Origin of the sequence: Halodesulfovibrio sp. (assembly GCF_015482765.1) — a bacterium.
Lineage (GTDB): Bacteria > Desulfobacterota > Desulfovibrionia > Desulfovibrionales > Desulfovibrionaceae > Halodesulfovibrio.
Window position 1 is genome coordinate 31,906 of the sequence record NZ_JADMLB010000027.1, and the last position, 18,735, is coordinate 50,640.

Consider the following 18,735-nt stretch of genomic DNA (forward strand, 5'->3'; position numbering starts at 1 on the left):
CATGCAAAAAAGGAAGATAATATGGAATATAAAGAACAAAGTTTTGAGGCAGTTATTGAAGTAGGAAGCGAGTGTGAAGATTGCACAATCGTACATGGCTGGCTTTATGACGGTGAAAAATGGGTACTTCATGCATGGGGCGAGACTCCGGAAGCAGTATATGACCTCACTGAATCCCGCGATCCGCAGCACCGTGAAGAATACTACAAAACACACGGAATTACAGAAGAGCGTCTTAAAAGATATTCCCGTGTCGAATTCTTTACCCTTTTAGGGGACACAAAACATTTTGGGCCGTACGACACTGAGCTTTTCTTTGCCACGACCTCAGCAGTAGATCCTCTTTCCAAGTAATACAGAAAAAGGCTTCAACACGCTGGGATATCCCGATGTTGAAGCCTTTTATAATATGATAATACGCTAACGAGATACTTACTTTCGTCTCGTCACTATATTTAGCAAAAGGCGGGCAATAAACCACGCGCTGCCAAAAAGAACAGCTAACGATAAAAAATAAAGCGGAGTACTGGCAGCTAATTCTGAATTACGAAGCATTGTTATTCCGCTGAAGATAATAGCAGCACTGATTATAAGCTGTAGCAGATGATTCGAATCACGAATCACCTTTCGACGCTTGCTCATAAACAAGCTCATGATCCAAACGACCACAAAAAACAGTACAGCTATTTTAAACATCTTCTTTCGCAGGCTCCTCAGGTAATTTAGCTATGCTTTGAACGCGTTCTAAAGCTTCAATCTGCCCTTCAGCAGGAAGAACCTGAAACGGAACAATTACGCCGTCAGCACCACAGCTAAGTCCATTTTCAATGGAAGAGCAATAGGCATCAAAGGATGTCGCCCCATGTGTCCCTGTTAACAACACCGGAGCTGTTGCTTCTCCAATGGCTTGAGCAAAACTTTCTTGGTGCCCGGAATACGGTACGGCAATAATATCTGCCCCCAGCTCGCTACCAAGAAGTATAGAGTCTGAGATAAGTGCCCGATCATATTCCTGAACAATACGGTCACCTTTAGCAAAAATTGAGAGTAAAACCGGCAAACCATATGAATGTGCTTCTTCACTGATTGTTCCAAAATCCTGAAGCATCTTTTCTTCGTACTCGTTGCCAATAGCTAAATGCAGTGCAACCCCTTCAGCACCGGAGCGCAATGCTTCCAACACAGAACAAACAACCGTTCTATTCCATGATGGAACAGCATGCTTACTTGCTGATGAAAGCTGGACGATTAATGGCAGTGATGAAGGAAACGTCAATCCATATGTTCTGGCAAAACCACTTGAAACAAGAAGTGAGTTGAGAGGATGTTTGCTGATGACTTCCGCACAACCCACTGCGGACGTGGAGGCACTGAAGCCACCATCCATTCGGGATTGTTCAAAGGAAACAAGCACTGGTCGCACATTGTTTTCAGCCGAAAGCAAACGTTCTCTTCTTCGATACATGCCAATCATAGACTCTCCAGTGGACTAGCGTCCGCGTGCATTACATTCCAAATACGGACAATATTCCAACGCCCCGTCCGTAAGGGCTGTATCATTCCCTGTACCACTATACATAACAAGCGGAGGTTCAACTACTATTCCGCAATTACCGTTTTTTCGTGCTTCAAGCAATACCAGCGTGCTATTTTGATCTGCCTTACTCTGTATAAATTTCAAACGCTTAGGGGTGAGTCTGTTCTGCGAACAAAGAGTTAATAACTCTTCAAGACGTTCTGAAGGAAAAATACAGCAGAATGTTCCTTTATTCTTCACAAGAAAAGCCGCACCTTGGATGAAAGCCTCTAGCGCTCCTTCAGTCTCAAACAAGGCACATGTACGCTCCTGAGTAGCAGCATGTCTCCCCTGATTCGTTTTTCTATACGGAGGGTTAGACACAACAAGGTCGGCACTTTCTGCTCCAAGCCCACTTGCCCGCAGTGCACCAACATCTGATAAAATTCCTTGAAAGCGCTCTGAAACTCCCAAGTGGACAGCATTACGCAACGCAGCCTCAAGTAATACAGGCTGCAACTCAACTCCTGTAACTGAAAGTCGCTCATTTTCAAGCAGCAAAGTAAGGCCGATAACCCCGCATCCAGTACCTAAATCAACCGCCGTTCTGTATTTGGCAGCGCCTGCAAAACGCGCCAATATCAACGCATCCATAGAAAAACGGAATGTTCCTTCAGGCTGAAAAAGACCTCGAGGAAAATACTCGCGGGCTGTGATAATATCCTGCTCTTTGCTCATTAATAATCCTTTGCAAATGTTGGTATCGCCATCACTACAGGTACCGTATAACATATGCTTACAATCCATAAAAAAAGGGTGGGGATATGTCCCACCCTTTCTTTTTTTCAGTCAATAGTACACACACTGCATGTTTATTAGGTCAGCATTTCATACTTATAATACCAGCATGGTATGCTCATCACATCATGAACGTATCACCTTTAAGGCGATCCTGAACACTGTGCTACTGGATGAACTAGTTAACGATGTTTTAATTCAACGTTCAGTCAATTATGGTCACATCACATGTTTATTGGATCAGTATTGTATACTCATCATGATAGCATGAACTACTCATGCGAATAAAACCACAGACTTTTTTCAATGAACCCACGTAACGGTTACTAAGTCATCCAGTTATGATGTACATTTTGAACGAGAATACTACTCGCCGCATTTCTCTTTGAGAGCTTTTGCAAGCTCAACACCCATCTCGTAGCATTTTTTATAAGAATCATGAGTTGGGACGAACTGATTTTTCACACCGTCTACCGGCATTTCAAAACCCATATCAACGAGGCTTTCAGTAAGAGATTTTACACACTCACCGGACCAGCCGAAGGAACCGAAGGAACCACCGATACGATTCTGCGGACGAAGGCCTTTCATGTATGTGATCATTTTAGCAACTTCCGGCAAAATACCGTTGTTGTGTGTCGGAGAACCGAGCACAACTGCGGATGCACGACCAAGTTCTGTCATAACTGCGCTATGGTGATCAGATTTCAAGTGCATAATGCGTACTGGTACGCCTTCACTTTCAAAGCCTTCAGCAATAGCATACGCCATTTTTTCTGTGGAATGCCACATGGTATCGTACACAATAACAGCACGTTTTTTCCATGCCTGCTCTGCGAATTCGCGGTACTTATCAAGGCACCACTGAACATCTTCTTTGCCACGGAAAATAAGACCATGGTCAGGGGCAAGCATATCAATTTCAATACCCATTTCTGCAATAGCATCAAGGGTTTTGAGAACCAGCGGGGAGAAAGGAAGAACGATGTTATGGTAGTATTCGATCATGTCATGTTCAACAACAGTACGGTCTACTTCATCAACAAAACGTTCTGTGCTGGAAATGTTCTGTCCGAAAATATCGTTGCAGATAAGAAGCTTGTCCTGAGGAATGTAGGACACCATGGAATCAGGCCAGTGAAGCATACGAGTTTCAATAAACTGAATGTCACGTGAACCGATGTTAATGGAGTCGCCTGTTTTTACAACTTCAATTGGCCAGCCTTCGGTGTTGTAATGCGCCTGCATGGAGCGCTTACCGAGAGGAGAGCAGAAGATTTTTTCAGGCTTACAAAGTTCTACCAGCTTAGGAAGACAACCGGAGTGGTCTGGCTCAAGATGGTTACAAACGATGTAATCTACTTTTTCAAGCTCAGTCACATTGGACATGCGGCAAAGCATGGTTTCAAGAAAATTACTTTTAACTGTATCAAAAAGAACAGTTTTTTCGTCTTTTACAAGATAGGTATTGTATGTGGTGCCCTGTGGAGAAAGGGAGTAACCGTGGAAGTCACGGCTTGTGTAATCAACAGCACCAACCCAAAATACGTCTTTTTTAATTTCAACAGGATGCATCATGTTTTCCTTATTTACCTGCCCTCGCAATTTGCTAAAGGGTCTTTAAGAGAAATTTTGTAGCTTTTCAAAGTGCCCGACACCACAATCCGCTCCCAAGAGCATAGCGCAATGCCCTTTATTTACAGTGCCCTGGTACAAGACACGTAGGCAACATGCGGATATTTTTTGCAACAGATACGATACCGTATCGGGGCGCTAGAGCCAAGATTGCGATAGCATGTCGCCCTGCATCCTGTACAGAGTATGCTATACGCCAATTTACAAAAAAAAGCCTCCCTGCGGTAGAGGGAGGCTTAAAACTTTTACTTACGCTGGTTCAAATTCGCTTTTAGGAGCCCCGCAAACCGGACAGAGCCAGTCCTCAGGAATATCTTCGAATTTTGTGCCAGGCTCTACACCGTTAGCGGGATCGCCTTCAGCAGGATCATACTCATAGCCGCAAATTACACATACGTATTTTTCCATCGTTCTTTTCCTCTTTGTTTACGCTTCTGCTTTCCAGTGACCGTGAAGGTTACAGTATTCACGTGCTGTAACTTTTTCTGCCTTAATACAGAATTCTGCTTCCGGAGCGTCACCAGGGTTGAGGAATTTAGTGTAACTTACACCGTCTGCTACAAGCTCAATCCACTGAATCCAATGCTTATCAACCATTGGGTGAGGGACTTCACCAACTTTTACGAGGTACCCGTTCGCAGTTTTTTCAATAACCGGAATATGCTTCTCGCGTGCTGCATCAACAGTACCTTCAACCTGAAGAACCATATCTTCACCACAGCAAACCAAAGATGGACCGCCACCTACGAGAATTTCAGCCATATTTCCGCAGTGCTCACATTTGTAAACTTCGAGACGATTTGGCATCGGGAGCCTCCTGATCAACATTGTATTATTTGTATTCGGGGTAAATTTTTCCAATAACCATAAATTTGAGTGCAGCGCCACTATACACATAAAAGAGTATCAGTTCAACGCGTTAAGCAGGCATTTACTTCTTCTGCCCGCCGTTGAGGAAAGATATACGCACTTGAAAAAGAATAATCAAGTTAATAATAACCATTCCTATTAAGAAACTTTCAACTATCACCATAACACACTGATTTACAAAATATTTTTATAGTAAAATTTTATACAAAAAATAAAAAGGCAGATAGTCGGAACTACCTGCCTTTCAAGACAAAATATTAACGGGTGAGTCGCAAAACTACTTTTTATGACGCCGTAACTGATACTTACGAACAGCTTTATTGTGCTCTTTCAGTGTCTTACTGAATTTATGCGATCCATCGCCCCGAGAAACAAAATACAAGTAGTCTGTCTTCTCCGGATCAAGCGCTGCTTTAATCGCCTCTAATCCCGGAGAACAAATAGGCCCCGGAGGCAAACCTCTGTGCTGATACGTATTGTACACATTCTTTTTATTACGAATATCAGCACGACGGATATTACCGTCAAACTTCGGGCCTAATCCATAAATAATGGTTGGATCAGCCTGAAGACGCATTCCCTTTTCAAGTCGTCTTGCATAGACACCTGCAACAAGAGTACGTTCATCCGGAACAGCTGTTTCCTTTTCCACAAGCGAAGCCAAAATAAGAACCCGTTTAAGCTCTTTTACATCCGGCCTGCCGTCACCCCAGAGTGGTGCTGTCTTTTGCCAAAACATATGAACCAGCATAGAAGCGACATCTTCGGCGGACGCCATATTCATCTCACGCGGTTTACTGAGTTTATATGTTTCGGGGAATAGGAATCCCTCTGCATCCGAAAACGGAATACTATGCTTTTTCAAAAATTCCGGATCGTGGATAACTTTTGCAAAATCAGATGCTTTTGCAAATCCTTGCTGTTCAATTTTCTTAGCAACAATCCACCACGGGAGTCCCTCTTGAAAAGACAACGTGTACAGAACGCCTTTACCGCTTACGAGTTCCTGAAGCAGACGTTCCGGCGTCCAGCCTGTATTTAACAGGTATTCACCGGCTTTTAAATTTTGTTGTTGCTGGCGAACACGCACCAGCAAACGAAAGGCAAGCGGGTATGTAACAGCACCCTGTCGCGCCATATCATCAATGACCTGCGAAAAAGATGCCCCAGCCGGTACTACCAACGGGATTTCCCGCAATTCTTTTTGCATTGGAGTTCTGGTGTACGTTTCAAACGCAAACCAGGCACCACCAGCGGCAAGAATTGCCAGCATCAATACCGCTGTGCATATTTTGGAAAATGTACCCATAACATTGCTAATCGTATGTTTGTCTGTGTTCTTCGTGCAAATGCAAGAAAGACTCTAGAATGCGTACTGCCGCCTGCTGGTCAACAACCTTATCGATTTCATGACCTTTTAAGCCGGCATCACGTAGTTCCAACTCAGCTTCAAACGAGCTTAGAGCCTCTTCAATAATAAAAATCGGCAAATCACACCGGCGACGCAATCGGGCTAAAAAGTTGCGCACCTGACGCGACATCAGTGTTTCCTCTCCATCGAGAGATTTAGGCAACCCTACAACAATAGCAACAGGTTCTTCTGCTTCAATAAATTCAAGCAGTTCTGCAAAAAATTTATCGCGCGTCTTCATTACCAAGGTTTTTCTTGGAAATGCCATATTACCACCAGTATCACTGGCTGCCAAACCTGTACGCTTTGTTCCGTAGTCTATAGCAATATACTTCATGAGGTAAATCTTTTGTCTTCAGTAAACAAAGCTCCCCCTCTGAACAGAAAGTGTTCAGAAGGGGAGCCTACATTCTTAAAGACTTTTTGTATCAACAATTCGCTTCGAATCTTTGGTGGAAGATTCCACCGCCATTCGCTTCATCTGTTTTTTCCAGTCTGCACCGTACAACGCTTCAGCAATGTATTCTACCGTATGCAGTACCGGTCGCTTTTCATGCAGGTTCAAGAAGATTCGGGAAATACCGACCTTACACGAAGGGCAACCGACAACAACCGGCGTTTCCCTATTCATTGTAGGTAATACGCGGGTTAATCCCTCTTCCTTCTTTGCACGAAGCTTGTTGTAGATATCAGGACTGGTTAATGCACCCATTCCGGATTCACCACAACAGCCGGGATTAAGTGTCACATCAATACCGCACAGCTCGCCCAATGCTTTTGCATAAACACCGGCAGCCTTGGTTTTATGAACACCTGTCCATTCTGCGTGACATGAAGGATGGTATAGAACTGAATCACCCTGAACAGCATCAGTAAAGGCGTCTTTGCCCATACGTTCAATCAGGAACTGAACTGCATCTTTATGTTCAAGCTTCAAGCCCAAAGCTTCCGCAAGGCCGTAGGATTCAAGTCCCTCACGGCAAGAGCCGCAAGCCGTGATGGAGTGTGTAATTGTAAGCCCTGCGCGCACAGCATCAGCAAGAAATGCTTTCATTTCTTCGATGTTCGTCGCACGGTTTTTCTTGTACTCTTCATCCTTACCTGCTGCGAGCAGCGGATATCCACAACACATGTGGCGTGGCGGCATAATGACAGCCACACCGGACTTCAACATCAGCATCAGTGATGCCAGACCGATATTTCTGTAGAACAGGGAGCCACCGCACCCCGGGAAGTAAAAGACTGCTTCGAGTTCTTTACCTTCCGACGCATTTTCCGGAACAAAGATTGAGCCTTTATCCAGACGCAATGCTTCATTAAGTCCACGATACCCCACTTCCGGCCCGAAACCGGAGAACAGAGGGCTATTGATACCGGAGCGCCATGAGCTTGGAACAAGACGCAACATCTTGTTCTGAACACGCTGTCCCATAGAAGCCATCTTAGCGGCACGAGGAACACGGTTAGCAACGTCCGCAACAAGGTAATCCAACACCTTGGACTTAATCGGATGGCCGCCGGCACCTTCATCTTCCACAAAAGCACGAAGCTCTAAAGCAACCTTGGAAGAGTCAATTTTAACAGGACATACGGCCATACACTTGCCGCACCCTGTACAATGCTCCATAAGCTTACGGAGCTGCGCCATCAGGTTGTCATCCGGCTTTCCTTTGTTCACCTGAGAATAGTACACAGCTTCAAGCAGCGCACCGAGGCTCAGGTTCTTGTTACGCGGATGATATAAAAGGTCGCCCTGCGGGTAGAACATAGGACAAACCTGCTTACACTTACCGCAGCGAGTACATACCTGAACGTTTGTGAGCAGGTTGATAAGACGCTCTTTTTCAGGAAGACCGGACGCCTGAATATCACGAATCAATCTGTTGAATGAGAACGTGAAAGGCTTAACCGGCGTATCGCGCTGGGTCAGTTTTGCAGGGTTCAAGATGGAAAGCGGGTCAACTCTGCGTTTAAACAGAGTAAGCTCATCCATTTTTTCTGCCGCAAGGAATTTAATTTTGGTAATGCCGATGCCGTGCTCACCCGTTACTTCACCGTCCATCTCCTGCGCCTTTGCCATAACCTCTTCTGCCACTTCTTCTGCATGGTGCAGCATGACAGGGTTGTTGGAATCAACAGGAATGTTCACATGACAGTTACCGTCACCGGCATGCATGTGGTTTGCAACGATAATGCGGGTTGCCAGCATCTCATCAACGATGTTCTTCAGCTTTCGGCGCTGATTCGGGTATCTGTCCTGAGCGTGCTCAAAGTACGCAAGAGCCTGATCAAGCATCTCCTGATCGGAAAGGTCTGAAATCGGCACATCACCTTTGGCAACTTTAGAAGCAAAGGTAAAAGCACGGTTCAGTTCTTTATCTTCAAGCGGCATGCCGCTCAAACGACCACTTTCACCAAGGGCTGTACGGAATGCTCTACCCATGCAACGCTGGTTCAAATGCTCAATAAAGTCAGAAAACTCAGGAATAACATCGATTGGAATAACGATATCTTCGTTGATTTTAAAGCCTGAAGTACGTCGGGCAATTGCAGACAGTTTATGTCTGTCATCCCAGAACAGTTCTGCTTCTGCTGCATCCTGCGCAACAAAAACATCAACACCCTCGTATGGCTCACAAATGTTCACGATATCCTGAACACTTTTATCCACAGCAAGCATGTCGTTTGAGTTCAGCTCAATAATCAGAACTGAAATCGGACGTTCATCGTACTTTGCAGATTTGGTCTGGTATTCAATGGCTTCAACATATTTAACGCCAAATTCTTCCAGAGCCGAAATTTTAACAAGGTCACCCTGCTCACGAATGGTATCACGCAAGCCGACAATGTCTTTAATAACGAGCATTGCGTTACGCATGGAGCGTCCAAAAAACTCCAGAACAAGAACACGATCGTATTTTTGCTTAGGGTAACAAATGAAGGTTGCCTCAGTGATGATACCATCAGTGCCTTCTTTCTGTACCCCCGGCAACCCGCCGAGAAACTTGTTTGTAACGTCTTTACCAAGACCTGCTTTGCGGATTTGGTCGCCGCGAAGAGAGATAACCGTACGGACACCACCTGAAACATCCTTAACCTCAAACACGGCTGTTTCATTTTCCATAATTTTATGGCGAGGGTGATTTACTCGTTCAACGTTAATAATTTCACCTGTCGGTGTAACCATTGTGTAGTGAAGAATGTTGTCGAGAGTCGTTCCGTACTCAAAGGCAAAAGGGCCGCCGGAGTTTTCCGATACGTTCCCGCCAATGGTGGAAGCTGTCTTGGATGCAGGGTCAACAGTAAAGAGCATTCCCCCGTTATCAGCAGCTTTGATGGCATCAATAGTGATAACGCCAGCCTCGGCTGTGAGGGTCATGTCTTCATTGTTGATGGATTTGATAGCGCTCAACTTCTGCAAACTCATCACAACAGTACGTTTTCGCGCAGGGATAGCGCCACCGGTACAACCGGAAGCACCGCCGCGCGGGATGAGTGCAAATTTCATTTCATTCGCCAGACGAACGATAGCGCTGACTTGTTCTGTTGCAGAAGGAGCAACGACAAGCAGCGGAAGTTCCATGCGTAAGTCAGTGGCGTCTGTGGAACATTCCACTAACGATGCAGGTCGCAGATCAATATTGTTTTTTGGAATGATCTGTCCAAGTCGACGTACCAGTTCACTCCGGAATGCCATATCTGCCTCATAAGCACTCCAGAACATGGTGATACCTTCGCTCAAGGTGTTTGCGTAATGATGAGCCAGGCCAGGTTCTGCCCTGTCGAAACGCTTTGTTACACTTGTGCGAACGGTTTCTGCATCGATAAAAGGATTGTAGCGGACAAGGAAGAGTTCTTCAGCAAGCGCAATAGCTAACTCGCGAACCGCTTCCGGCCAATCTTCAAATTCATCAAGATCAATCCGCAACACCCTATGGACAAGAAACTCGGAACCTATAGAAATATGTGGGCCTTTGTGCGGCATGACCAATTCTCCCAGTAATTAAGAACGAAGCCTGTGAGTCTACTTTTTGTTCTCTAAGAATGCAAGAAGAGCATTGCCGCACAATTTTCAGGCGCAACTTTCGTCACGAAATTATTCGTCACACATTTTTTCTATATCATCTTCGGCAGGTTTTGCGCATTTGATGGAACGATTACGGGTAGGGGAAACGAGACGTTTAAACACAAACATCTCTACATCTTTTCCTTCAAGCGCTTCGATAGGAATTTCTGCACGCGCCAATGCTTTGTGTCCACCAGCAGAGCCGACATCGTTAAACTGGCAATAGGCAAAATGCCCAAGATCACGGTTTACACCGTCACCACGGAAAATAATGACTGCTTTATCCTGATAGACGCCGCATACCGCCACCCAGCGCATTTCATGCACGCGCATGAAGAAATCTGCAATAACAACAAGAGCGTCAGGGTTCTCAACCATTCCGACAAAGGAGTAGCGACCGGAACCGACCTTATGCATCCCTGTGATGGCTCTGGAGAAATACTCCAGCCAGTCTGAATGCATTTCACTTCGTGCTATACGTGACAAAAGTGGATGGTTCGCAAATTTGCTCAGTACCTTAAAAGCACGGATATCAACTTCGTTGAAGTTTCTCTCAAAGTCGTTGGTATCTGTTTTGATGCCGTACATAAGGGCCGTTGCGAGCATTTTACCCGGTCTGATTTTCAGCTGGTACAGGTACTCCGTAAGAATTGTGCTGTTTGAACCATAGCCCGGTAAAATTTCCTGAAATTCTGAAGTAACAGGGTAATCTTCATTCAACGGGTGATGGTCGATAACAATGGAGTAGTCCAATTCACTGAACAGCGGGTGATGGTGCGGCTGTGAGTCGACAATTGCGAATCTGTCGTATTGCGCTGAAACCTGCGGAGTAAGTTTGACCATTGGAATGCGGAGCAAACGAACCATAGCAAGGTTGTCCGGACGGGTAATTTCGTTCACACGGGCAATATCCACATCCGCGACCCGATGGCTCATGATGCGTTTAAGCGCAAGTGCAGAGCCCATTGCATCCGGATCGGCATTAATGGTGATAAGCCAGCGTTCATTACGTGAGAACATTCCCAGAAGCTGGTCAATCTGTGGTTTTACATTACGAAAGTACGACATGTTACGCCTTTTTTACATAGAGCGGGATTCCCGCAATCATGAGGCAGACCTCATCACTCACGGCTGCAACAGCCTGATTCAGAGTGCCTAATCTGCGAATAAATTGACGAACCTGAGAACTTGCCGCGATTGGGCCGAGTCCTGCCTCACAAGAAACAATAGTAACCTGAACATCATCAGGAACCAATGAAAGGCTGTGGAGCAACGCATCCTGTGCCTGCTGCCACTGGTCTCCACAAGAGAATACCCAAAAGTCTAAACTGTCGATAAGAATAGACTGATACTCCAGTATGGACTTTTCCAGAAGGCGGGGCAATTCTATTCCTGTTTCTTTAACAGGAATTTCCGGTTTTCTTGCTAAGCGGTGATCCAGAATCTGGCGACCGAAAGAAAAATCCTGCGCCTGACCTGTTGCCAGTAACACGGAAGGAGAGTTTCCCTCGTACAAGCGTTGCAATCCAAAATCGGATTTGCCTGACTTGTCTCCCCCCAGAATAAGTCGGATCATTACTCTTGTCCTTCCATCAGAAGCAGTTCTTCAACAATCGGAATTGTTGATTCGATATGCTTCCAGTTAAACAGCTCGTACACAAGCGTGCAGTCCTTACCGCAAGCTTGTAATACCTTACGCGCTATCCGCTTTCCGGATGCATCAAGGTTCTCCAGACTTACATGCTTACTGCGCCCCTTCTGCGTTGTTATATCCGCGGGTGCGTTTATGTGAATCATGCGAAGTCGGGTAAAAATATCAGTACGATCAAGAAGTGCAGTATGCCCGTATGCAATGATATGCCCTATGTCAATGCATACACCAAGTCCTGAATCTGTAATAACGGATGCAAGATCAACAAGATCTGCACCTTCAATATTCTCAATTAGTAAATCATTACAGTCAAATCCATGACTCTTCCATGCCCGCGCAACTGCCGTAAGTTTCTGTTGAGCCGCTTCTACAGAAAATGCATTTTCTCCCTGCGTAACCGGAGGATGTAACACCGCTTTTCGCACACCGAGAAAATGAACTTTTTCCATTAATTGCAGAATAATCTGCGCTGTAACATCTGCGTTTTCCCATGGAAGATCGAGCGGCAAATGCACATGGTAGCTCAAATTTAATGTTGAGAGTTGGCTCGGTAAATCTTCCTCACCATATTCAAGGCACGATTGTGTTTCAAAGAACAATAGCGCAACTTCGTCTACCTTTCCTTCAAGAAACACACAGTTTTCATAGACGGTTCCTGCCATAACCCATGACGGGGCGGCGCTCCTGTATGATTGAAGAGACTGAGGGTTACGATTATTTTGATTTTGGTTCTGCTGCATACGCTACTATATATGACCTGCCGAATTACAACAAACTCAATTGTGTTTCTTTGTGTTTTTTCTTTGCCTTAAGTGCAGAATGCATCAGGCCGTCATCCGGCAAATCTCTCAAAAAACGGGACGGTGAAAGATGCACAGTGTGACCATAAATCATACGTTTTCCGGAATGGCTGAGGAATAACAGCTGCTCTGCACGGGTCATTGCCACATAGAGCAGGCGGCGTTCTTCTGCTATATCAAACTGATCCGGAGCTGTGGACGCTGTTCCTGTTAACGTGTTCATACCGGAATAAGGCATAATGCCATCTTCAAGTGCCGGTAAGAACACGGCTTTGAACTCAAGTCCTTTTGAAGCATGCATGGACATGATCTGTACTTTTTCACTCTTCTGACGCACCAGATCAAGCTCAGTCTGTAAATTAATCCAGTTCAGTAAACCCGCCCATCCTTTGTGCTCTTTATAGTGAGTTACAAGCTGTTTGAATGCTGTGGACTTCCAGAAAAGACGATCAAACGGCGGAAGATCTTCCATATACACAGCGATGCCTTGGGGTCCTTTAGCAAGAACAGCATCAGGACAATTAATCTGCTCTTCGCCTTCTTCACTGGAAATCCCCACAAATCGACCGGCAGCAGCCAAAATAAGCTCGATACGCGGATCAACCCAAAATGCTTCCTGTTCCGGCACAGCACATGGGATGCCCAGTCGATTAAGTGTCTGACTGATGACTGGAATGAGCGCTTTGAAGCGGACAAGAACAGCAATATCTCCCGGAGAAAGTTCGCCTCCGAGAAGCCGCTCCTGCCTGTTATCTTGTAACGAGTGGCTGGTTTGTCCCAGCAGACCGCGCACCTGCTCGCCTATCCACGATGCTTCAGCTTCCGATGTTGGTGCTTCGAACATCCTTACTTCAGCTTCTACTGATTTCTTTGCTTCAATAGGTGCTGCTTCACGAGCAGGCAGCATAAGCGTGCTTGCGTAGTCCACTATCTGCTGTGATGAGCGATAGTTTTCTGAAAGTTGAATTGTCTTAAGGGAAGGAAGCTCTTTCGCAAGATACTCCTGAACGCCTCCATGAGCGCCCCTGAATCCATAAATCGACTGATCCGGATCGCCGATTCCGAAAAATCCCTGCCCGTTCTGGTCATCCTGTGAAACAAGTTCACGAACAACCGCCAGCTGAAGCGGAGATAAGTCCTGAATTTCATCAACAAGGACATGCGTCCAAGGACGAACAAAAACATTATTGCGCAGTGATTCAAGCCAGAACTCAAGCAGATCGGTATAGTCTGCCAGATTCCATGAATTCTTCAGACCTGAATAGTTATCGTATGCTTGCTGCTCTTCTTCAGGGCACGGTTCCATACGTTCGCGACACAGTGAAATGACTTCCCATGATCTTTTGCACTGCTGTTTGCTCGCCTCTGCGTTGGCTTCTGCAAACACACGTTTTGATCCTTCTTCAGAAAGCAAGGTCGGTGCGTCAGAATATGAGTTCTGCCAGTATTCAAACGCAAGACCATGAAGAGTGTCCGCACGCGGAATAGACAATTCATTCTGGATAGAGTCTGCAAGGCGCGTTGTCAGCTCCTGTGCGGCACGACGAGTAAAGGTTAACGCCAGAATTTGACGCGCCTTAACGCCGGAGCCGAGCAGGTGCTCAATTCTGCCGATCAACGTACGGGTTTTCCCTGTTCCGGGTCCTGCCATAACAAGTACAGGGTCAGGAGACGAGGTAATCGCCTGCTGTTGGGCATCGTTATACGCTATTTCTTCCGGCTGTTCCTGCAACTGCTGAACTGCGGAATCAAAAACAGGCATGATGGATGCTTCTTCTTGCGGAGTCAGTCCGGTTACTTTTTCCGGAATATCGATCAATGACTTGCCGTGCTTGAACTCGTTACGTTCCTTTTGTGAGAACACGCGAACCACGCCGTATTCGCCATCAAATCCAGGCTGGCGCAGCACTTCACCTTTACGCATTCTGCTGACTGCTTCTGCTAGGATAGGGTGAACTTTCTTAATGTCCTCCTCAGGAACCTCTTTAAGAATCGCCATTTCTGAACCAAGCTTCTGGATGGTCTCAGAATAAAGCGTCATAACTTTCTTTGTCTTCGGCCCCACGCCAAGCACTTCGCTCATAAGCTCAGGAAGCGGAATCAATGAACTGTAATCACCGGCTTTAGTCGGTTGCTTAGGAGTGTCTCTATCTGCAAGAGTTAAGATCCTGTTGAGCACTCCCACGGTTAACGGCTTGCCACACACAGGGCAAATTCCGTCACGGGTCAAGGTCTCTCTCGGCTCCATAACAACATTACACTTTCGATGACCGTCAAGGTGGTATTTGCCCTCTTCAGGGAAGAACTCCATCGTTCCTAAAAATTTATGACCAAGACCTTCACCGCGCAGACTGCGATACATGCCTTCAAAAGAGATATCACCGGCAAACAGGTTACACTCGCGTCCAAGCTTGTCACCGGAATGTGCATCGGAGTTTGAAACCAATGCAAAACGATCGAGAGCGCTCCAAAGCCAGTTCATTTCCGGATCGGAAGAAAGACCGGTTTCAAGCGCAAAAATTTCTGAAGTGTACTCGCCGTAACATTCTTCAATGGTATCAAAACCGGACTTTGAGCCGAACAGAGAGAACCACGGTGTCCAGATATGAGCAGGAATCAAAAATGCTAAGGGATGGGTATCTAGCACGAGATCAAGGATGTCCCGTGAGTCCATCCCAAGAATAGGACGGCCGTCTGATGTGATGTTACCGACTTCGCCGAGTCGGTTGCTGAATTTTCGGGCAGCCTCAAAGTTCGGCATGTAGACAAGGTTATGAACCTTCCTCACCTTGCCGCCACGTTTATAAATGGAGCTGATTTCGCCCTGAAGCATAAACAGAGAGCGTCCGTGCATTGGAGCATCACCGAACCGCGGTATTTCTTTCCCGAGATCCGATGTGTCTTTCAATCTGTACAATCCACTTTGACTGTCCTCTTCAAGCTGGTCTTCCAGCTCATCAAGCCATTCTGGATGTGTGCAGTCACCCGTCCCCAGAACATCAAGCCCTTTTACCTCTGCCCATGCTGCCAGATGGCGCGGGGTTAATTTCTTACTTGTGGCACGGGAAAATCTGGAGTGAATATGCAAATCGGCGCGAAACTGTTTCATGGAGCAATTATCCTAGCTTAAAGCCGTTGGCTGCGTAACGCAGACAGTGAAATACATCTTTCCGTTCAATACCTGTATCAGAGGAATACTCCCTAGACAATTGCGTTACGATTTCGATTTTTATGCTCTTAAAATGGTGCAACCACTGCTCAAGCTCTCTTGTCATCAGCTCTTGAGGCAGTTGGTGTTTGTTCACAACACGCCTTTTTGCCTGATCACAAAATGATGCTTTATCGGTGCACGCTCCTTCAGCTCTTTCCCCAAAATTTACAGTGTCTAGATATCAAAAAAAACGGCTGCCCTATCAGGGACAGCCGTTTATCTGACTATTTCGTACCACTGCGATTGCAGCGACGTGAAAGCAAGTATTACAACTTGCCAAGAAAGTCTTTAAGACGAGGGTTCTTAGGATTAGAGAAAAACTCATCAGGAGCTTCCTCTTCCTGAATAACGCCGTCTGCAATAAAGATTACACGGTCAGCAACTTCACGTGCAAATCCCATCTCATGCGTTACAACCACCATGGTCATACCTTCATCAGCAAGATTCTTCATTACATCGAGAACCTCACCTACCAACTCAGGGTCGAGTGCAGAGGTTGGTTCGTCAAAAAGAATAACTTTCGGGTTCATTGCCAAAGAACGGGCAATGGCAACACGCTGCTTCTGACCACCGGAAAGCTGATCAGGGTATGCTGCAGCTTTATCCGGAAGACCAACTTTATCGAGCAGGCTCAGAGCAATTTTATCCGCTTCTGCTTTATCCATCTTACGAACTTTAATCAGTCCGATGGTGATGTTCTGCAAAACAGAGAGGTGCGGGAACAGGTTAAACTGCTGGAACACCATACCTGCTTCTGAACGCACGTAGTTGATATCTGTTTCCTTGGCGTACAAGTCGTAGCCATCAACAACGATAGAACCGGATGTGATTTCTTCAAGGCGGTTGATACAGCGGAGCACTGTAGATTTACCGGAACCGGAAGGCCCCAGAATAACAACTACTTCCCCCTGCTTAACACTTAAATCAACACCCTTAATTACTTCTATATCACCGTAATTTTTGTGCAGATTACGGATTTCAATCATATTTGATGTATCGCTCATAACAAGCTCCTAGCGGCGGCTGCGTGCCATCAATTTTTTCTCATACCAGCGAAGCCCTTTCGCAATGGAAAGAGTCATACAAAGGTATACGATCGCTACAGTCAGGTACACTTCGAATGAACGGAAGTTAACCGCAACAATCTCCTGACCGGAACGGGTAAGTTCTGCTACACCGATAACGGTAAGGAGTGAGGTATCTTTAAGCGAAATGATAAACTGGTTGCCAAGTGGCGGAATCATACGGCGGAACGCCTGAGGCCAAATGATAGAAAGCATGGTCTGGTTATGGGTAAGACCGATAGAGCGACCTGCTTCAAACTGTCCTGCATCAATAGACTGAACAGCGCCACGTACAATTTCCGCAATATATGCACCGGAGTTCACAGCAATGGTGATAACACCCGCTGTAATCGGATCAATACGGACTCCGGAAACAAGCGGTACACCGAAGTACAGGAACAACGCCTGAACAATCATCGGGGTACCACGGATAATTTCTATATAAATGCCCGCAAGGGAGCGATTAATTCTATTTTGAGAAAGTCGACCTAAGCCTGCGACTGTGCCGATAATAAAGCCGAACGCAAGGCCAAGGAGAGTGATGTAGATTGTAAGCTCAAGCCCTTCTGCGAGAAGAGGAAGAGTGTCTACCATCACTTCTGGTTTAAACTGAAATGCCATGAGTGTATCTGCCTTTGGGGTAACTTAAGCTGAAAAAATTCAGCGTATAAAATATACATAGGGATGGCACAACGCCATCCCTATGTTTTACTTTCTATGAGGAAAAAGAAGACTGCTATTTAGCAGGTGCGTAACCGAACCACTTCATGAAAATGTCGTTGTATGTTCCGTCTGCTTTCATTTCTTTCAGCGCTTTGTTTACGCCGGAAACCAGTTTAGAACCTTTAGGGAATGCGATACCGTAAGCCTGACCCTGATAGATAGGACCAACTACTTTAACCATGCCCTGACCTGCTTTTGCTTCGAAGTCTTTAACAACAGGCATATCGAAGATAACTGCGTCTGCGCCGCCGGTCATGAGTTCCATGAACATGTTGTCGTTGTTCGGGAAGAGTTTGATATTCTTTTTAGGAACGTACTGCTGAGCAAGGTCAACAGAAGAGGTAGCAAGCTTGGTAGCAACGATTTTGTCTTTCAAATCGTTGATGTCTTTGATGTCGTTGTTGTCAGAACGAACGAGGATAACAAGACCGGAATCGTAGTAGCCATCAGAGAAATCAACAACTTCAGCACGGGAAGGTTTGATTGTGATGCCAGCTACCGCTGCGTCAATAGAACCAGCCTGAAGGCCCGGGATAATACCGTTAAAGTCCATTGGCTGGAATTCGTAATCAAGGTCCATACGTTTCGCAACTTCTTTCCACATATCGATATCAAAACCAACGTATTCACCGTTCTGTTTAAATTCAAACGGTTTGAAGTTGGTATCGTGAGCTACAACAAGCTTTTCAGCAAAAGCTGTAGAAGCCATTGTAATAACGAGTAAAGCTGCAAAGACTGCGATAAGACGTTTCATAAAGAACCCTCCAAAAAAATGATTACGATAACTACTGTGTAAAATTCCTACTATTTCATTTTTCCGTTGCACAAAAGTTTAACGAAAATGTGTTCTCAAACCGAGAGAGTATTAGCAGATGGAATAAAAAAAATCAAACGAGCTGCATTTTTTTTCGTTTTTGTTAAATGTAAAAAATTTTTAACATATCACAACATTTCGATTCAATTATTCCGCGGCAATACTCACCGTTTTGT

Annotated in this window: 17 protein-coding genes; 1 reads left to right on the forward strand and 16 read right to left on the reverse strand. The window is 45.6% G+C overall.

Annotated elements, in window-relative coordinates; all coding sequences use genetic code 11:
- Positions 1–21: 21 nt before the first annotated feature.
- Complete coding sequence (locus QZY95_RS04750) at positions 22–354, forward strand: hypothetical protein (RefSeq protein WP_290919919.1); 333 nt, start codon at positions 22–24, stop codon at positions 352–354.
- Positions 355–432: 78 nt separating this feature from the next.
- Here QZY95_RS04750 and QZY95_RS04755 read toward each other — a convergent pair whose 3' ends face one another.
- The 16 genes from QZY95_RS04755 to glnH form a co-directional block, all read right to left on the reverse strand.
- Positions 433–642, reverse strand: a complete 210-nt coding sequence (locus QZY95_RS04755) for a hypothetical protein (RefSeq protein WP_290919922.1) — start codon at positions 640–642, stop codon at positions 433–435.
- 46 nt (positions 643–688) lie between these two features.
- Positions 689–1,474, reverse strand: coding sequence for a hypothetical protein (locus QZY95_RS04760; protein ID WP_290919925.1), 786 nt, complete (start codon positions 1,472–1,474; stop codon positions 689–691).
- A gap of 15 nt (positions 1,475–1,489) precedes the next feature.
- A complete protein-coding gene (locus tag QZY95_RS04765; RefSeq protein WP_290919928.1) occupies positions 1,490–2,254 on the reverse strand; it encodes a methyltransferase in 765 nt (254 codons plus the stop codon).
- Between the two features lie 426 nt (positions 2,255–2,680).
- Complete coding sequence (locus tag QZY95_RS04770) at positions 2,681–3,889, reverse strand: FprA family A-type flavoprotein (RefSeq protein ID WP_290919979.1); 1,209 nt, start codon at positions 3,887–3,889, stop codon at positions 2,681–2,683.
- Between the two features lie 309 nt (positions 3,890–4,198).
- Positions 4,199–4,357, reverse strand: a complete 159-nt coding sequence (rd, locus tag QZY95_RS04775) for a rubredoxin (RefSeq protein ID WP_290919931.1) — start codon at positions 4,355–4,357, stop codon at positions 4,199–4,201.
- 18 nt (positions 4,358–4,375) lie between these two features.
- The gene (locus QZY95_RS04780; RefSeq protein WP_290919934.1) at positions 4,376–4,756 is read right to left on the reverse strand and encodes a desulfoferrodoxin; all 381 of its coding nucleotides are present in this window, start codon (positions 4,754–4,756) and stop codon (positions 4,376–4,378) included.
- Positions 4,757–5,096: 340 nt separating this feature from the next.
- A complete protein-coding gene (gene mltG / locus QZY95_RS04785; protein ID WP_290919937.1) occupies positions 5,097–6,128 on the reverse strand; it encodes an endolytic transglycosylase MltG in 1,032 nt (343 codons plus the stop codon).
- 7 nt (positions 6,129–6,135) lie between these two features.
- On the reverse strand, positions 6,136–6,567 hold the full coding sequence (gene ruvX, locus QZY95_RS04790) for a Holliday junction resolvase RuvX (RefSeq protein WP_290919939.1): 432 nt from the start codon (positions 6,565–6,567) through the stop codon (positions 6,136–6,138).
- Positions 6,568–6,642: 75 nt separating this feature from the next.
- Positions 6,643–10,215 carry an FAD-binding and (Fe-S)-binding domain-containing protein gene (locus QZY95_RS04795; protein ID WP_290919942.1) on the reverse strand — a complete coding sequence of 1,191 codons (3,573 nt, stop codon included), beginning with the start codon at positions 10,213–10,215 and terminating at the stop codon, positions 6,643–6,645.
- Positions 10,216–10,326: 111 nt separating this feature from the next.
- Positions 10,327–11,364 carry a DHH family phosphoesterase gene (locus QZY95_RS04800; protein ID WP_290919945.1) on the reverse strand — a complete coding sequence of 346 codons (1,038 nt, stop codon included), beginning with the start codon at positions 11,362–11,364 and terminating at the stop codon, positions 10,327–10,329.
- A 1-nt stretch (position 11,365) separates the two neighbouring features.
- A complete protein-coding gene (locus QZY95_RS04805) occupies positions 11,366–11,872 on the reverse strand; it encodes a bifunctional adenosylcobinamide kinase/adenosylcobinamide-phosphate guanylyltransferase (protein WP_290919948.1) in 507 nt (168 codons plus the stop codon).
- On the reverse strand, positions 11,872–12,687 hold the full coding sequence (gene cbiR, locus QZY95_RS04810) for a cobamide remodeling phosphodiesterase CbiR (RefSeq protein ID WP_290919951.1): 816 nt from the start codon (positions 12,685–12,687) through the stop codon (positions 11,872–11,874). The genes QZY95_RS04805 and cbiR overlap by 1 nt, the downstream gene beginning before the upstream one ends.
- A 25-nt stretch (positions 12,688–12,712) precedes the next feature.
- Positions 12,713–15,856 carry a UvrD-helicase domain-containing protein gene (locus QZY95_RS04815; RefSeq protein ID WP_290919954.1) on the reverse strand — a complete coding sequence of 1,048 codons (3,144 nt, stop codon included), beginning with the start codon at positions 15,854–15,856 and terminating at the stop codon, positions 12,713–12,715.
- 368 nt (positions 15,857–16,224) lie between these two features.
- Positions 16,225–16,944, reverse strand: a complete 720-nt coding sequence (locus QZY95_RS04820; RefSeq protein ID WP_290919982.1) for an amino acid ABC transporter ATP-binding protein — start codon at positions 16,942–16,944, stop codon at positions 16,225–16,227.
- 27 nt (positions 16,945–16,971) lie between these two features.
- Positions 16,972–17,643: an ABC transporter permease subunit gene (locus tag QZY95_RS04825; RefSeq protein ID WP_290919957.1), complete on the reverse strand. Its 672-nt coding sequence runs from the start codon at positions 17,641–17,643 to the stop codon at positions 16,972–16,974.
- A gap of 115 nt (positions 17,644–17,758) precedes the next feature.
- A complete protein-coding gene (glnH, locus tag QZY95_RS04830; RefSeq protein ID WP_290919960.1) occupies positions 17,759–18,499 on the reverse strand; it encodes a glutamine ABC transporter substrate-binding protein GlnH in 741 nt (246 codons plus the stop codon).
- Positions 18,500–18,735: the final 236 nt, after the last annotated feature.

Bases quoted from the DNA above. Each gene is read 5' to 3' on its own strand.
- mltG (WP_290919937.1), bottom strand. From the start codon at position 6,128: ATGGGTACATTTTCCAAAATATGCACAGCGGTATTGATGCTGGCAATT.
- QZY95_RS04780 (WP_290919934.1), bottom strand. From the start codon at position 4,756: ATGCCAAATCGTCTCGAAGTTTACAAATGTGAGCACTGCGGAAATATG.
- QZY95_RS04825 (WP_290919957.1), bottom strand. From the start codon at position 17,643: ATGGCATTTCAGTTTAAACCAGAAGTGATGGTAGACACTCTTCCTCTT.
- QZY95_RS04805 (WP_290919948.1), bottom strand. From the start codon at position 11,872: ATGATCCGACTTATTCTGGGGGGAGACAAGTCAGGCAAATCCGATTTT.
- QZY95_RS04815 (WP_290919954.1), bottom strand. From the start codon at position 15,856: ATGAAACAGTTTCGCGCCGATTTGCATATTCACTCCAGATTTTCCCGT.
- cbiR (WP_290919951.1), bottom strand. From the start codon at position 12,687: ATGCAGCAGAACCAAAATCAAAATAATCGTAACCCTCAGTCTCTTCAA.
- QZY95_RS04765 (WP_290919928.1), bottom strand. From the start codon at position 2,254: ATGAGCAAAGAGCAGGATATTATCACAGCCCGCGAGTATTTTCCTCGA.
- QZY95_RS04795 (WP_290919942.1), bottom strand. From the start codon at position 10,215: ATGCCGCACAAAGGCCCACATATTTCTATAGGTTCCGAGTTTCTTGTC.
- rd (WP_290919931.1), bottom strand. From the start codon at position 4,357: ATGGAAAAATACGTATGTGTAATTTGCGGCTATGAGTATGATCCTGCT.
- glnH (WP_290919960.1), bottom strand. From the start codon at position 18,499: ATGAAACGTCTTATCGCAGTCTTTGCAGCTTTACTCGTTATTACAATG.
- QZY95_RS04820 (WP_290919982.1), bottom strand. From the start codon at position 16,944: ATGATTGAAATCCGTAATCTGCACAAAAATTACGGTGATATAGAAGTA.
- QZY95_RS04770 (WP_290919979.1), bottom strand. From the start codon at position 3,889: ATGCATCCTGTTGAAATTAAAAAAGACGTATTTTGGGTTGGTGCTGTT.
- QZY95_RS04755 (WP_290919922.1), bottom strand. From the start codon at position 642: ATGAGCAAGCGTCGAAAGGTGATTCGTGATTCGAATCATCTGCTACAG.
- QZY95_RS04750 (WP_290919919.1), top strand. From the start codon at position 22: ATGGAATATAAAGAACAAAGTTTTGAGGCAGTTATTGAAGTAGGAAGC.
- ruvX (WP_290919939.1), bottom strand. From the start codon at position 6,567: ATGAAGTATATTGCTATAGACTACGGAACAAAGCGTACAGGTTTGGCA.
- QZY95_RS04800 (WP_290919945.1), bottom strand. From the start codon at position 11,364: ATGTCGTACTTTCGTAATGTAAAACCACAGATTGACCAGCTTCTGGGA.
- QZY95_RS04760 (WP_290919925.1), bottom strand. From the start codon at position 1,474: ATGATTGGCATGTATCGAAGAAGAGAACGTTTGCTTTCGGCTGAAAAC.